Genomic DNA, 14,590 nt, shown 5'->3' with positions numbered 1-14,590 from the left:
TCATTCGGCCTCCGCGACACGGGCGAAGTCGTCTTCCGCGTGCTGGGCGGCGTCCAGGAACAGGGGCATGAAGGTCCGGCGGTCATCCACCTGGCACCGCTTGGCGCAGTTCTGGATGCCCCAATGGTCGCCCAGGACAATGGCTGTGCGCCGGGCGCGGGTCACCCCGGTGTAGAGCAGATTGCGGTGGTGCATGAAGGAATGCGCCTTGTGGACCACCACCACGGCGCAGGGGAACTCGGAACCCTGGGTTTTGTGAATGGTGAGCGCATAGGCGAGCTGCAGATCCTGCAGGTCGGGCGAACCCTTTTCCAGCTCCACCGGCATGCCGTCGAAATCGATGACCAGAGTGCCGTTCGCGAGAACATCGACCACATAGCCGATGGCACCGTTCATCACGTTCAGGTCGTAATTGTTCCGGGTCTGGATGACCTTGTCGTGCTTGAGAAACGGGGCGCGGCGTCCCATGGCGACCGGCGGCACCTCGGTGTTCCAGAGTTTGCGCTGGATGAGCCGCTGCAGTTCCTCGTTCAATTCCTTGGTGCCGAGCGGCCCCTTGTGGGTCGGCGTCAGCACCTGCACGTCCTTGATGATGTCGAAACCCAGGGCGTCAAGCCGCTCCTGAAACAGCTCCAGCAGGAACGAGCGTGCAGCCATCGGGTCGGTGAACTGATCCACCAGATACCAATCCCGACATCCGCCCACCGACGCCTCGCTGGTCTTGCGCACCTCGCCCTTGAGAACGGAGGTGCAGTTCTCTTTGAGGACGCCAGCCTGGCGCACGACCTTGTCGAGGATGACCGTGGGAATGGCACGTGTCTGAATCAGATCGCGCAGGATGTTTCCGGGTCCCACCGGCGGAAGTTGGTTGTGATCGCCGACCAGCAGCACCGTGGTCCGCGACAAATCGACCGCCTCGAACAGGTGCCAGGCCAGCGGCACGTCGACCATCGAACACTCGTCGACCACCAAGACGTCGGCATCGATGGGATTCTCCTTGCTGCGCGAGAAACCCTTGCCGTCATAGCCGAGCAGGCGGTGAATGGTGGTGCCGCTGCGACCGCTGACTTCCTCCAGGCGCTTGGCGGCCTTACCGGTCGGCGCGGCGAGCACGACCTCCAGATCGCTCTCCTCGCAGATGGTGTTGATGACCGAGATGGTGTAGCTCTTGCCCGAACCGGCTCCACCCGAGATCAGGCTGATGCTGTGATTGAGTGCCGAGCGCACTGCGTCGAGCTGCTTCTCGTTCAGCGTCGCCGCGCAGCGCCGAATCAGAGCATCGAGTTTCTTGACGGACTGAAAATGAGGGTTGGGTGTTTCGGCCTGGCCGAACAGCGCGGCCAGCTCCCGCTCCATGCGGACGATCTCCGGCAGAGCGACCACGAAACGCCCGCCGTGGGAATCGCAGGAAAGCGCCTGTTCTTCGATGAGCGCGTCGAGGGCGCTCTCGATACGAACCCGGCTATCCAGGGCATCCATGACCAGCAGTAGATTGGCCTGGTCGACCAGATCCTCGTATTCGATCCAGCAGTGGCCATTGTCCAGGGCTTCACGGACGCAGAAATTCAACCCGGCCCGGATACGAGGGGTATGGTCCTTGGGGGTTCCCAGCTTGCGGGCAATCTTGTCGACCTTCTTGAAGCCGAATCCCCGGATCTCCCGAATGAGGATGTACGGGTCTTCCTTCAGGATATCGAGGCAGTTGCCGCCGAGTCTTTCGACCAGGGTGGTGACCTGATGATGGGTCAGGCCGAATGCCGACAGCCAGGCCATGATGGTGTTGACGCTACGGTTCTTCAACCATTCGTCACGCAGCCGCTTGGCCGCGTCCAGCGGCAGTCGGGCCTTGAGCGCAATGCGCTCGGGGTCGTTCAGAAGGGTTTCTTCAAAGGCGTCTCCGAAACTCTCGACGATCAATCTGGCCTTGGCCGGACCAATGCCCTTGATCTCCGGATGGTTGGCCAGATAGTGGATCAGCCCCTCCGGATCGAGTTCGAGGTCGTGCTCCATCCCGTCGACCTTGAACTGACGGCCGTATTTGGGATGGGTGGCCCACGACCCGAGCAGGACCACAGGCTGATTTTCCCGGGCGAACAAATTGCCCGCGAACTGGACTTCCTCACCGGTCGGGGTGAGCAGTCGGCCTGCGGAGAACTTGGGTCCGGCATAGTAAACGCGCTCTATTCTTCCCCGGAGTCGCGCCGGGTTACTCTCATTTCTTTTTGGCATCTCGCGATCCTCCGGTGAAAACGTGTCAGGTACTCCTCGACAAAACGGCAGGCGGCCTGCCGGTCCGAGCAGAAGTAGACGGGGACACCGAAGTCGACGACGATGGAGGCGACCGTTCCAATCAGCGCATGCGGGTGGGCATCGCTGCGGTAGCGGCCATCGACCAGATCGCGAAAGTTGCACTCGACAACCACGCAGGCGGATTCGTAGGCGGAGAGCTTTTCCAGCTCGCGGTGAAACCGCTTTCGCCCCCGGATGACGGTGGAGACGAAATCCGTCAGAGATTTGCGCTCCACCGCCACCCGTTCCTCAAGGCCGACCAGTGAGTAATCACCGGCGGGCAGCGCCTTGCGAACCGCCGAAACCTTGTCACTATCGAAGCTGTAGGGCTCCTGTTCGCGGGTGTCGACGACAACGGTGATCCGGTCCATCATCAGAACGGGATCATGTCGTCCATCGCCGCGCCGGGAGCCCCGGCATCGTCGGCCATGACAATGCGACGGTTGAAGTAGATGTTCTCGTTTTCACCGCGAGTGCGCTTGGTCACCTCCAGCTTGATGTTGAGAAGCTGCTCGAGGTGGCCCGGCAGGTCGGAGAGCTTCTGGAGCTGCAGCCCGCAGGTGTAGAGGTCCTGCTTGAGCCACTTGATGTTCTCGTTGCTGGCCATGACGTTGTTGCGCCAGAGCAGACGACCCTTGTGGGTCGGCGCGAGAATGCGCAGGGTCCACTTGAGCATGGGGTTGCCCGAGGTCTGGGCGCGGGTCAGTTCGACCCGGTCGACGTTGACCTGGTACTTGCCGTCGGGGACGGCCTCGAACTCGCGTTCCTCGACTTCGGCGGTTTCAAAGGCGTCGTCGAACTGCGCCAGGTCGAGGTTGCTGCTGGATTGGTTTTCGTAGTGTTCCATGGTCGGATCTCCTTACTGTTGGGGTTTCGCCGCCGCACTCGCGGTCGGCTCCGGCTTCGGCCGGGCGGCACTCGCCGCAGCTCCGGCTGCCGTGTTGTTGAACGCTTTCATGAAGCTCGAAAAATCGAGGGGGATGACTTCGGGGAGTCGGCCGGTGCGGTCACCGGCGTCGTAGTTGGGACTGGGCTTGGTGCGCATCACGCGCTGCCAGACCGGCTTGCCGTCCTCGCCGGTTTTCATGTCCAGGTCGCAGAACAGAATCAGGTCCACCAGACCGGTGACCAGCTTCCGCGCCTTTTCCGGCAGCGTCGGCACGATGCGGGTGTGTTTGCCGGTCCGGGTCTCGATGTCCCGTTCCTGGGAGTGGGAGATCAGGATCAACCCATAGGGCAGGAAGGCGAGCTTGTTGATGACGCGCTGGAACTCGTTGTTGATCAGCGCGTAGCCCTTGCCGTAGCCCAGGTCGGACTCGTGCTCGATCTTGAATTTCTTGCAGACGTAGTCCGAGCACATCTTGTAGGCGTTATCCACCGTGTCGACGACGATGGTCTTGAACTCGTGCTTGCCCTCGGCGATTTCCGCGCAGGCCTGCAGAAGATCGTCCCAGCAGGTGATCGGGGTCTGAAACACCTCCAGGGCGTTCAGGCCCGGCTCGGTCGCCAGGAACAGTGCATCATCGGCCTTGGAGCACCAGGTGCTCTTGCCGATCTTGCTCGGGCCGTACACCAGAGCGGTGAGGTCCGAGAGCGTGTGTTTGGGTTTGCTTTTGGTCTTGGGAAGCATGGCTTCGTCTCCTTATGGTTGGGATTTCAAAACACCGGAGCGGCGTCTTCACCGGCTCCGTCCCGCAGCTCTTCGTGCGGGGCGATCCGTTGGAAATGGTTTTCGATGACGTTGGGGTTGCCGCCCGAGCGGCAGAGCTGGAAGTAGGCGCAGGGCCTTCCGTACTGGAAGCAGTAGCTGGTGTTGCGGTAGAAGGTGTCGCGCCGACGGGCGTCGAGCATGGCCTTGGAGAGTTCCCACAGCTCCGCCCGCAGTTCCTCGAACTGGTCGCGGGAGATGTAGAGCACCTCGCGGTGGAACATGCCCGGCTCGAGGTATTTCTCCTGGAGCCGCTGCTGAAAGGTGTCGTCGTCCTCGGGCAGCTTGCGCTTGGCGCTGCTCTTGCCGGTTTTCGACTTGGCGATCAGCTCCGCCCGGCGGGCCTCGAATTCGACTTCGGTCTCACCCTTGCCCTGGCGCAGCTTGGCCTTGACCAGGACGTTGTAGATGATGCCGCTGACCGTGATGCCGTGGGTCTGCTCCAGGTACCAGGCGTAGAGGATGATCTGGAAGTCGGTCCACAGCCGTTCCAGGTAACTGGCGTCGATCTGTGAAGCGGTTTTGTGTTCCAGCAGGAAATACTGACCATCTTGACGGACGATGCCGTCCACCTTTCCGGCGAGAATGAAACTGCGCGAGGTCGCGCCTGTCGCCGGGTTGACGATGGGACCTTCGAAGGTCTTTTCGAGCGCGACGACCTCGAATTCTTCGGCCGGGTAGTGTTCCGCATAGGCGCTCATCATGGCTCGGGCGAGATGCCAGTCGGCCTGTTGATGATCGTCCTGCGCCCGGTTCGGATATGTCCGGTCGATGTGGTCGAGGACCTTGGCCAGATCCCGCTCGCCGTGCCAGCACTCCAGGCAGTCGTGAATGACCGAGCCGAAGGCCAGATTGGGGTCGCGCTCGAGCGGCACCAGCTCGTCGATGTAGCGCCACTTGCAGGCCATGCGGCAGTTGCGGAACAGACGCCACATGGAATAGGTGGTGGTCATCAGCTCGCTCATACCGCCACCCCCGCTTCGGCGGCGGGCGCTGCGCGATGCTTGGAGGCACAGGCGCAACCCGACGGCTGGGTACGTTCGATCAGGACCGAGCGTTCGCCGTATTCCTTGGTGGCGAAGCCGGTGAAAATGCGGGCGAGGTCGCTGCCGACATCGGTGGAGGCGTCGATCACGCAGGTGCGTCGGGCCTTGTCCAGATTGAACCGGCTCTCCATCCGCACACGGGAACGGCCATGCAGGCTTTCGACGGCCAGCATCGCCAGCATGAAAGTGTCTTCCAGTTCCTGGGCCGGGACCGACTCGTCAAAACGGTACTTGTAAGTGTCGTGAGTCATGGTTGAACTCCTCTTTTGTTCAGGTTCTGATTTCCGAGGCCCCGGATAGCCGCACCATGCGGCACGGTGCTTACTTACCGGAGGCGGAGCCGATGCGTCGGAGATCACAGGTAGTCCTCGAGCCCGGCCTCGCGGAACGCGTCCCGGAGCTTGCTCAGCCGGTCGTAGAGGGTGGTTCTGGGAATGCCCATCTCCCGGGCGACTTCGGCCATGGTGCTGTCGTGCAGGCGCACGCACAGATCCCGGAGCTCTTCCGGCAGCGAGGCGATGGCCTGGCCGAGATCCATGCGGATCTCATGGGCGAGGCGCTCCCTTGTCTCGCGGGTGCCGCCTCCCAGAGAACCTTCGCTGTCCAGGAACTCGATCCGCTCGGTGGTGTCGCCTTCGCCGTTGTCGAGGGGTTCGTTGAGTGAGGTTTGGCAGAGCCGCCAGTCCCGGCATTGGGCGAACCGGGCCTCCAGGATGGTGGAGATGTGACGTTCGACGATCCGGGCCATGAAGGTGGTCTTCTTGGCCTTGGCGGGATTGAAATGCCGCATCCGCTGCAGCAGATCGATCATCAGTTCCTGTTCGAGGTCGGGTCTGTCGTCCTCGGTGAATCCGGCCTTGCCTACGAGTTGACGTGCTTTGTGCCGAATGAGGTCGGCGGCATACTTGTCGATGCCGTCGTAAGAATTTTGTGAAACCATCGGGGCCTCCTCGGAGCGAGGAGGAGGTCCGCGTGGGTGTCGGCACGGGCCAGATCACAGGACAAAGCTGTCGCGTGGGCGAAGGGGTCGCAGGTACGCCGCCAATTGCCGTATTCGGCTCGGCGACACCCACAACAGCCTCCGCCATGCGTCCAGCTTGTTGTCCAGTGTCTAAGGGTTCAGGTCGTTACGTGTTCAGGCTGCCCGTTCCTCGATGCGCAGCAGGAACGGGAGACCGTGTTTGATCTCGAGCAGGCAGACTTTTCCGCTGCCCATCTGCGCGAGGTGCTCCAGCAGCGCCACGACCTCTTGCTTGAGGATGAAGTCATCTTGGTCGCGCTCGGGCCGGGGACCGCTTTGTCCGCCCAGCTTGATCTCGCGCTCGATGACTGTGTCAGGGGTGAGTTCCGGCTCGCCGTCGCGGACCGGAATGTTGGTGATGCGGCCGAAGTTGATGTCCTGCATCAGCTCGATGAGTCGCCGCTTCGGTGGGGTGAGATGTGCTTTACTTGTCTGGTTCATGCCGAACCTCCTTCATTTCTGGACCGACCGGGAGACAGGTCCGGCATGAATTTCCCGGGTGGCGGTCGTGAGCTCTTTGTGTTCACCAGACCTGTCACCCTGCTTTGGCGAATTTTCGTTGCGACCCCGAAAAACGCCCTGGCTCAAGGAGGAGGAAAGCCCGTAAGGCTCTGATTGGTGGTGGGTTTACAGAGGAAAAATTTTTTAACTTTTTTTGCCCGGCCCCAGTGAAATTTCACCGGGCGGGCCTCCAAGACGCAAAAAGCCCCGATCCAGAATCCTGAATCGGGGCTTTAATTTCGCTTGGATATTAAGGGTGGTCAGTAGACCTCGGCACCTTCCGGGAAGATGCGGAACTTGCATCGGTAGGTTTTTGTATCCTTGACCCATTCGATGGGATCATCATCGAGCCGGAAGAATTCACGCAGATGCTTCGACAACTCTTGCTTTTGTTTCTTTAGTTTGTCCGAGGCGTATCGGCTGTGCCAGTCGATCTCGCCACTGGAGTTGGCAAACCCCTCAAGCAATTTCCATTGCTCGGTTGGATTGCCATTCTTCCTGCTCGCCATTCCCATTTGCGTATAGGTGTATCGACCGCTCTGGTCTCCCGCCCATATTGTGACGGTATGGCCATCGCGGAACTGAATCTTGATTTGTGGCCATGTGGTGCCCGGCGGTGTCATGAAAAACACTGTGCCGCCTGAATCCGGCCCAGGCACCTGATCGATAAGGGGAGCGAATATCTCAGTCTTGTCCCGACAGGTCAGGAGTCGTGGCGCATCACCCAGGTACAGATCTTCGTTCAGCGCGACGAAAAGGCTGTCTTTCTGCGCCAGCAGTGTTTCAACTGCAGGACTCAGATGAAGGCGCGTGGGCGCTATTACAACAAAGGGTTTGGGGGTCGAAAGGCATAATGATCGGACGACCTCTACCAGCGTGTCCTTGCTGTCCTGCATTGTCAGCACAACAGGGAAGTCCATCCCGGCCGTGGGTATGAAATCGCCCAGTCTCCATGTGTGGGGCAGGCCATCGAGTTTTGCCTCTCGGTGTTCAATTCCCATGGCCGTGCAGATAGCGCCATTGATGGCTGACTGCTTGAGCCGGTAGATCAGCGTCTGCCGTGGAGAGAGTTGGATGGCCGCGTGTTCTTTTTCGATGCAGACGGCTCGGATGTCGGTCTTCGCATGGGTGATCACACTACGTGGGCATCCCAGGCCACATTCCGTCGGGCAATCCACAGCGGTCGCGTGATTCTTGGTCAGTTGAAGAAAATTGTCCCGAAACAATGGATACCGGTCCCAACCGGAGAGCGCCTTATCCCAATCGAACAGCGCCGCCGACTTTCCAGGCAATGTCTCCAGGTATGCCCAGAAGGGGTCACTCATCCGAGGCCCCTCCGGCTCCGACAATAAAGCCCCTGAGTCCGAGCCAGCGCTCGATAACCTCGGCATCACCATCCCGCTTGAATTGCGCTCGGTTACCTGAACTCAAGGTGACCGACCTGGGCGTCTTGGAACCGTCGAATTTGATCTGGAAGCTCGCCTTGACGATCTTGCCTCCAGCGGGAAGGGTCTTATCCCGATCTCGGAGAGAAGCGAACATGTCCTCGGATCGCCGGATTTCTATATCCTTGTGTGCGCCACCCCAAAAAAACTGAACCTCTTTCAGTCTGACGTATTCAATGCCTTCCACGTCGTCACAAAGAAGCGCTTCTTCCCCGATCTGCCGTAGTGGCTCGAGGTCGAATCGGCTACGCTCGCTAAAGAACTCTTCGTTGCCGAACAGATGCAGCCCGAATTTCTTCCGGTAGAGCTCCTTCTCGCCCTTGGTTTCGGCGTTCATGCGGATCTCCCCAATGACGGGGTTGTAGGCAAGCACGTCGAATTTTTCAGGGCGGAAGTACTGACTGGTGGACTCACCGGCCTCAATGACCGCCTCACGAGCATAGGGCTTCCCGTGGCGCACGAGGAACCATGTGTGGCCTTCTTTCGGATAAACGAACACCTTGGAATACTTGCCCCGACGCTTCTTAGAAAACCATTCGTCAAGATCGGCTTCAAGGGCCGCGAGGGTTTCCTCCGATGGCAGCACGAAATCTGGCAGCGGGTTTTTCTTGGTCTTGAAATACTCGAAGGACCTGACGTTCATGAAGAACTGTTCGGCGTGTACCTTCTCGATGATTTCCCGATCAGCCATCCAGACCTGTATAGCCAAGTCTGCCGGTGCGGCGTTCTCCCCTATTTCCACGTCGATGTCCGTTCCAGCGATCTCATCCTGAATGGAGTCGAATCCTTCAGGAGTCGAAACTTCATTTACATAGAACAAGGCCTCTGCAAGGTCGTCTGGAGTTGAGCCGTCCGGGGTCAGCAAAATGTGACTGAGCGCGTTGTAGTCCAGGCCATTTTCCTGCTGGACTGGTGGCAACTCTACGCCGCGAGCTGAAAAATAGGCGGCATGAGGCTCCAGAAAGGCAATGAGATGCTTCCTGTCGATTCGCCGGAGCATTTCCGGCTTCGAAAAGCGGCGTAGGTTGAAAGTTGCCATTAGTTACTCCTCTCGTTTTGTCGTTACTTTTCCATATCTGTCTCGATCAATTCCGTTTCCACCCAACGACCTTGCCCAACACGCGAAGGTCATCCTCCGGCCTGATTCGGATCTTCCGTACCTCCGGGTTCTCGGGCACCAATTCGATGAGCTCGTCTTTGATTCTCAACCGCTTAACGGTCGCTTCGTCGTTGAACAGCGCCACAACGATGTCACCGTCCTCGGCGATGGGCTGCTGCCGCACAATGATCAAATCGCCATCGTTGATACCGGCACCGACCATGCTGTCCCCCACCGCACGGAGTGCGAAGTGCTGTCCGGAACGAACGACGTCCGACTCGACCAGCACCTGGCCTGTGATGTTCTCTTCGGCCAGGATGGGGCGGCCAGCGGCCACCATACCCACAACAGGAACTGAAACCAGAGAGGCAGCCATCTCACTGGGGCGGCGGGCAACAGCTATGCCTCGCGACTTTCCGTCCTCTCGCTTCAGGTATCCCTTGCGCACCAGTTGATTGATTCGGTCGTGGGCGCTGGCCGGGCTGATTTCAAAGATCTCACTCAGTTCTTTCACCGTTGGAGGAAAACCCTTGGCATCGACGAAACGACATATCTCTTCGAGCGTTTTTCGCTGCAACGGCGTTATCTCATCCGTTTTCGCTTTGCCCATGGAGTCTCCATTTCTGTTGAAAGACAAAAAGGCGCAATGCGCCAACAAACCCTAATAATATAAACCTGATGCACATCAGGTCAAGAAATAATCTCACACCTGATTTCCGACACTTCCATGAGCCCCTCGGTAGGTAATGCCTGAAGAAAGCCGGTTTGAAACCGGACGAACAGTTAGAAACCAGATAACCGACCAGAGGCGGAGCTGAGGCGGTTGTGGGTGCCATCGAACGCGCATCCCGACCGCCGCCGTTTTCTGGCATCCACGCCATCCAGCCCCCCGGTCCAACCGGAGGTGTTCGATGTTGGATGTACAGGAAATGAATGATGTGCCGGGGACGGATGACCTTGGCGAAAACGGCAAACCCGGCCGCCTGTCAGGTGAGGCGAGGCTCCAGTCAGCCGCCTCCATTCTGGCCACGGCGGTCCTACGCCGAAAGGCAAAAAACGCATGTGTGGGCAATGAGTTAGAGGTTTTCGAAGATTCTTCCCCTGTGCTCGGAGAAGGACTTGATTCATTGCCGGAACAGAGCATTCATTCATGACAACTCGTCCGGAAACCAAAATAAGGAGTTGAAAATGAATGAGTTACACAACGCCGCCACGGGCGGCAAGAATCAGGACCGAACCCGAAACTCGGTCCTTCGGCAGATGGCTCTGCTGCAATCCATGTCCCTGGAGCAGCTCCGGGAAAAATGGCTCGATCTCTACGGAGAAGAGCCGCCCCAGTACAAAAAGCAATTCCTCATCAAGCGGCTGGCTTATCGCATCCAGGAGCTTTTCTACGGCGGGCTGTCCGAGCAGGCCAAGGTCCATCTTCAGCAGGCCGCCAAGGAGGACCCGGTCGCCACTGTCAATCGACGCATCCCAGAAGAGCGGAAATCGAACGAGGCCATCCTGCCCGGGACCAGACTGGTGCGGGTATGGAACGACCGGCGCTATGAGGTGATCGTCCTTGCCGATGGCTACGAGTTTGAAGGCCGCACCTTCCGGTCGCTCAGCGCGGTGGCCAGAGAGATCACCGGGACGCGCTGGAACGGGAAAGTCTTTTTCGGACTGAAGAAGGTTTACGGCAGAAAAGCCGAGGGAGGTTCGGATGCTTGATAACAGCAATGTCGCGCCGGGCAAAAACAAGACCCTGCGCTGCGCCATTTACACCCGCAAGAGTCATGAGGAAGGGCTCGAACAGGAGTTCAACTCGTTGGATGCGCAACGGGAGTCGGCGGAACACTATATCGAAGCTCAGAGGATGCGGGGCTGGACGGCTCTGCCGGATCGCTATGACGATGGTGGTTTCTCGGGCGGGAACATGGAGCGTCCGGGGCTGCGCCGCCTGCTGGCAGACATCGACGCCGGGAAGATCGATGTGATCGTCGTCTACAAGGTCGACCGGCTGTCCCGCTCGCTGCTGGACTTCATGAAGATGATCGACCTCTTCAACGAGAAGGGTGTCAGCTTCGTCTCGGTCACCCAGCACTTCAGCACCACCGATCCCACCGGCCGGATGTTTCTCGGCATCCTGATCACATTCGCCCAGTACGAGCGGGAAGTCATCGCCGAGCGCATCCGGGACAAGGTGGCGGCAGCAAAGCGCCGGGGGAAATACTGCGGCGGCGTACCCATCCTCGGATACGACGTCGACCGGGAGAACAAGAAACTGATGGTCAACCCGGATGAAGCCAGGACGGTGCAGTACATCTTCCGCCGCTTCATCCAGATCGGCTCGGCCAAGAAGCTAGGCCAGGAATTGAACGAACAGGGATACCACACCAAGGCCTGGACCACCAAGAAAGGCAAGGTTCGCGAGGGCTCCGAATGGAACACCGCCCATATCTACCGGCTTCTCAACAATCGGATCTATATCGGTGAGATCGCCCACAAGGACCGCAGCTACCCCGGCGAGCACGAAGGAATCATCGACCGGACAACCTGGGACAAGGTGCAGGCCATCCTGGAGGACAACAAGCCGGTCAAGGTTTCCATGGCCAGAACCAAAATGGTTGCCCCGCTGAAGGGCGTTATCCGCTGCGGCCACTGCGGATGCGCGATGGGACCGACCTACGCCCGCAAGAACGGCCGCCACTACACCTATTACATCTGCCAGAAGGACAGCAAGCGGACCGTGAGCCGGTGTCCGCTCAAACGGATTCCCGCCGGGGACATCGAGCAGGCCGTGATTGAGCAGTTGAGCGCGGTGTTTCGCACGCCGACGCTGGTGGCCAAAACCTTCTTCGCGGCCCGGGACATCGAGCAGGCGGAGCGGGAGCGGCTGTTCAAGCAGAAAGCCCAGCTCGAGATGGAGCTGTCGCAGGCGAGGGAGCAGGCACTCGAACTGATGAAACCCGGCAGCGATCAGCCGGGCAAGGCCGAGATGCTCACGACCGTCAACCGCCAGGCGGTCGAGCTCTCGAAACAACTGACGCACGTGAGCGAGCGATGCAGAGCCTACCGGGGGAACAGCATCACGGAGCAGGATGTCTCGGAGGCCTTCCAGAATGTCGAGGGCTTCTGGGAAGACCTTTTCCCGGTGGAGCGAAACAGGCTCATCCGCCTCCTGGTGGATAAGGTGGAGATCCGGGAGACCGGAATCGATATGGAGCTGCGCACCAACGGGCTGACAACACTCATCGCCGAGCTGGCTGGTCTGGCATGCGAAGTCACCGAACGGAGGGTAAGCCGATGAAAATGAAGCCGACCATTACCGTAGCCGACAACGGCAACCTGCAGATCCACATCCCGATGCTGATCCGGCGCATGCGCGGCCGCAAGACGGTCATCGCTCCCCAGGCCCTGGATGGAGATATCCCCGGAGCGCAGGAACCGGTGCAGTCCGCCGTCCTTCAGGCGCTGGGAAGGGCCTTTTCCTGGGCCGACATCCTCGAATCCGGCCAGATCAAGTCCATCAGCGAGCTTGCCCGTACCCTCGACGTCGATGGCTCGTATGTGGCCCGCATCCTCAAACTGACGACCCTGGCCCCCGACATCGTGGAAGCCCTGATCAACGGCGAGGAACCCAACGGGCTCTCGCTGGCCAAACTGACCCAGACCTTCCCGGAGGACTGGGCCGAGCAGCGCCGCCAGTTCGGCTTTGCCACCGACTGACGACCGGACCGGAGACCGCCCCAGAGAGCCGACCATCAGCGTCGGCTTTTCTTCTTTAGGGGGCAGGAAACCGGAGTTGACCGCGCTTCTTTTCATGGCCGAGGCGGGCGATTTCGAAAAAAACGTCCGGTTGCGACATCGAACGATGACATAAGACAACCGCCCAAAATGGCAACCAGCCGCAAACCCATATCAATCAAGGATGTAGCTTTCCGGACGAGCTTCGGACTTGGTCCGGAGAAAACAGAGAATCAGGGGCCAAACAGAGAAAAAAAGGCGGGAGGATGGGGAAAATCGATGGTGCGGAGAGGTGCTTTGGAAAGATGTGAAACGGGCGCAAACCCTTTAGAAACAAGGGGAAAAAGAAAACCCGTCACCCCGGAGAATAACCCCAGAGAGACGGGTTTGTCTTTTCTAAATGGTGGAGGTGGCGCGAGTCTAACCCGAGTCCTGATTAATAATATCCCATTCAAACGTAGCACCCATTTTCGCATAGTGGTAGAGACCCTTCAAAGGAATGTTGGCCATATTCGCCATTGTTCATCCAATTGCGGCCGTCGAGGAATGATATAAACATTCAGCACCCCGGCCTCTGTCTGGACCATACCATATATTGTGGTTGCTTTAGATAATGGATTGAGAATTCCCGGGAACCTTAAGGCTATCGAATCCTGTTGTTAAATACCAGTACCTGCAGAATTGCCCAAGTTGTGATTATAAACGGCTATACGTAACAATCAACGTACCCTAAATCCGAGTGATTACCAAACGGTACAGCTATAAATCTTGGCGACAGGTTACTACCATGAATTTCAGGTATGTTCGAGCCTATGATGCGAGAATAATAATCCAACAGCCGAAATCGCCCTAAACACCTTAACACCTAAATAATCGAATCAAATCTTCATAAATAAAACAATGCAATAGCCCACTTATTAGGTGTTAACCCTCCAGCTAAACACCTCAAAACACCCTAAACACCTAATTGGTTGTCGTTTCTGTCAACATTCTGCGAATTGCCTGAGGATTCCAAACGTTTGCAATCCCTGTTGAGCAGATATTTTTATGGTTGCCAAGTACAATCAACAATAAAAAATCATTGGGTGTGGCGGATGCCGTCTGTTTTGATAAACTCGATGGTATTTGCAATGAGCTGGATCGATGTGCGGGTGGCGCCTTCATCGGTTTCCCATTTATTCTGGTCCAGGATGCCGACTACAGTGATGCGGGCGCCTTTATGCAAAAGCAGGTGATCTTGATCCAGCCGGTCTTTTTCTTGGATGACCGGAAGGCCAGGTTAAATGTGGCTACCGGGTCGCCCTCGCTGGAATAGAAAATCTCGGGGTCGGCGCCCAGGTTGCCGGTTAAAATGCAGGAATTGAGCATGGATTTGCCTCCTTGGTTGGGTTGATGGATTTAGGTGGGATGGGTTTGGTGGTCTATTGGGGATTAATATATATAGATGGGGAAGCGGTACGGGATCCACATTAGGAACCGGTAGGGAGATGGCAGTCCAAGGAGAAGACCCAAGAAAACCAGCAAGGCGATCCAGGTCACGATGGATGCCTTGATCATGAAGGCTCTTTCGAGTGGGCCTTGGGCGTTCCTGATGCTACAATAGGTGCCGAAAGCGCCCCCTGCAAAACCGAGTACGGAGAACGAGGCTTTGCTTGACCATTCAGGCACTTCCGAGTATGTTGCTGCTATCATCTCCTTTAAGTAGTGGATAGGACTGGGGATACAGAATCATGCTATCGAGCGTATGCCTTT

Annotated in this window: 15 protein-coding genes and 1 pseudogene; 4 read left to right on the top strand and 12 right to left on the bottom strand. The window is 58.2% G+C overall.

The features are described 5' to 3' along the window. The 11 genes from recD2 to lexA form a co-directional block, all read right to left on the bottom strand. Complete coding sequence (gene recD2, locus DFT_RS04500) at positions 1-2,229, bottom strand: SF1B family DNA helicase RecD2 (RefSeq protein ID WP_054030013.1); 2,229 nt, start codon at positions 2,227-2,229, stop codon at positions 1-3. Continuing rightward, complete coding sequence (locus DFT_RS04495) at positions 2,181-2,663, bottom strand: ERCC4 domain-containing protein (RefSeq protein WP_013258639.1); 483 nt, start codon at positions 2,661-2,663, stop codon at positions 2,181-2,183. The genes recD2 and DFT_RS04495 overlap by 49 nt, the downstream gene beginning before the upstream one ends. Next, positions 2,663-3,136 carry a DUF669 domain-containing protein gene (locus tag DFT_RS04490; protein WP_013219083.1) on the bottom strand — a complete coding sequence of 158 codons (474 nt, stop codon included), beginning with the start codon at positions 3,134-3,136 and terminating at the stop codon, positions 2,663-2,665. The genes DFT_RS04495 and DFT_RS04490 overlap by 1 nt, the downstream gene beginning before the upstream one ends. A gap of 12 nt (positions 3,137-3,148) precedes the next feature. Continuing rightward, positions 3,149-3,919, bottom strand: coding sequence for an ATP-binding protein (locus DFT_RS04485; protein WP_022661692.1), 771 nt, complete (start codon positions 3,917-3,919; stop codon positions 3,149-3,151). A gap of 26 nt (positions 3,920-3,945) precedes the next feature. After that, positions 3,946-4,962: a PD-(D/E)XK nuclease family protein gene (locus DFT_RS04480; protein ID WP_054030012.1), complete on the bottom strand. Its 1,017-nt coding sequence runs from the start codon at positions 4,960-4,962 to the stop codon at positions 3,946-3,948. After that, positions 4,959-5,294, bottom strand: a complete 336-nt coding sequence (locus tag DFT_RS04475) for a hypothetical protein (protein ID WP_011367847.1) — start codon at positions 5,292-5,294, stop codon at positions 4,959-4,961. The genes DFT_RS04480 and DFT_RS04475 overlap by 4 nt, the downstream gene beginning before the upstream one ends. 104 nt (positions 5,295-5,398) lie before the next feature. Then, complete coding sequence (locus tag DFT_RS04470; RefSeq protein WP_020886696.1) at positions 5,399-5,983, bottom strand: sigma-70 family RNA polymerase sigma factor; 585 nt, start codon at positions 5,981-5,983, stop codon at positions 5,399-5,401. A 195-nt stretch (positions 5,984-6,178) separates the two neighbouring features. Next, a complete protein-coding gene (locus tag DFT_RS04465; RefSeq protein ID WP_054030011.1) occupies positions 6,179-6,505 on the bottom strand; it encodes a hypothetical protein in 327 nt (108 codons plus the stop codon). A 320-nt stretch (positions 6,506-6,825) separates the two neighbouring features. After that, the gene (locus DFT_RS04460; protein ID WP_054030010.1) at positions 6,826-7,890 is read right to left on the bottom strand and encodes a hypothetical protein; all 1,065 of its coding nucleotides are present in this window, start codon (positions 7,888-7,890) and stop codon (positions 6,826-6,828) included. Then, the gene (locus DFT_RS04455; RefSeq protein WP_054030009.1) at positions 7,883-9,049 is read right to left on the bottom strand and encodes a hypothetical protein; all 1,167 of its coding nucleotides are present in this window, start codon (positions 9,047-9,049) and stop codon (positions 7,883-7,885) included. The genes DFT_RS04460 and DFT_RS04455 overlap by 8 nt, the downstream gene beginning before the upstream one ends. Before the next feature lie 46 nt (positions 9,050-9,095). Then, on the bottom strand, positions 9,096-9,719 hold the full coding sequence (lexA, locus tag DFT_RS04450; RefSeq protein WP_054030008.1) for a transcriptional repressor LexA: 624 nt from the start codon (positions 9,717-9,719) through the stop codon (positions 9,096-9,098). Positions 9,720-10,020: 301 nt separating this feature from the next. On the opposite strand from lexA, the gene DFT_RS04445 reads away from it, so the two are divergent. Genes DFT_RS04445 through DFT_RS04430 form a run of 4 tightly spaced genes read left to right on the top strand, consistent with a single transcriptional unit; the run spans position 10,021 to position 12,820 of the window. Further along, positions 10,021-10,263, top strand: coding sequence for a hypothetical protein (locus DFT_RS04445; protein WP_054030007.1), 243 nt, complete (start codon positions 10,021-10,023; stop codon positions 10,261-10,263). 34 nt (positions 10,264-10,297) lie between these two features. Further along, positions 10,298-10,822 (top strand): DUF2924 domain-containing protein, encoded by a 525-nt coding sequence (locus DFT_RS04440; RefSeq protein WP_054030006.1) that lies wholly within the window; start codon positions 10,298-10,300, stop codon positions 10,820-10,822. After that, positions 10,815-12,401, top strand: coding sequence for a recombinase family protein (locus DFT_RS04435; protein ID WP_054030005.1), 1,587 nt, complete (start codon positions 10,815-10,817; stop codon positions 12,399-12,401). The genes DFT_RS04440 and DFT_RS04435 overlap by 8 nt, the downstream gene beginning before the upstream one ends. Then, positions 12,398-12,820 carry a hypothetical protein gene (locus DFT_RS04430; protein ID WP_013258651.1) on the top strand — a complete coding sequence of 141 codons (423 nt, stop codon included), beginning with the start codon at positions 12,398-12,400 and terminating at the stop codon, positions 12,818-12,820. Before DFT_RS04435 ends, DFT_RS04430 begins: the two co-directional genes overlap by 4 nt. A 1,096-nt stretch (positions 12,821-13,916) precedes the next feature. On the opposite strand, the pseudogene DFT_RS27195 reads toward DFT_RS04430, so the two are convergent. Next, positions 13,917-14,206, bottom strand: a pseudogene (locus DFT_RS27195) (single-stranded DNA-binding protein). Between the last annotated feature and the right edge of the window lie 384 nt (positions 14,207-14,590).

It is taken from the genome of Desulfatitalea tepidiphila, from assembly GCF_001293685.1.
Classification (GTDB): domain Bacteria; phylum Desulfobacterota; class Desulfobacteria; order Desulfobacterales; family Desulfosarcinaceae; genus Desulfatitalea; species Desulfatitalea tepidiphila.
The sequence above is the reverse complement of the archived record's forward strand: the minus strand, read 5'-3'. Positions and strand labels throughout refer to the sequence as shown.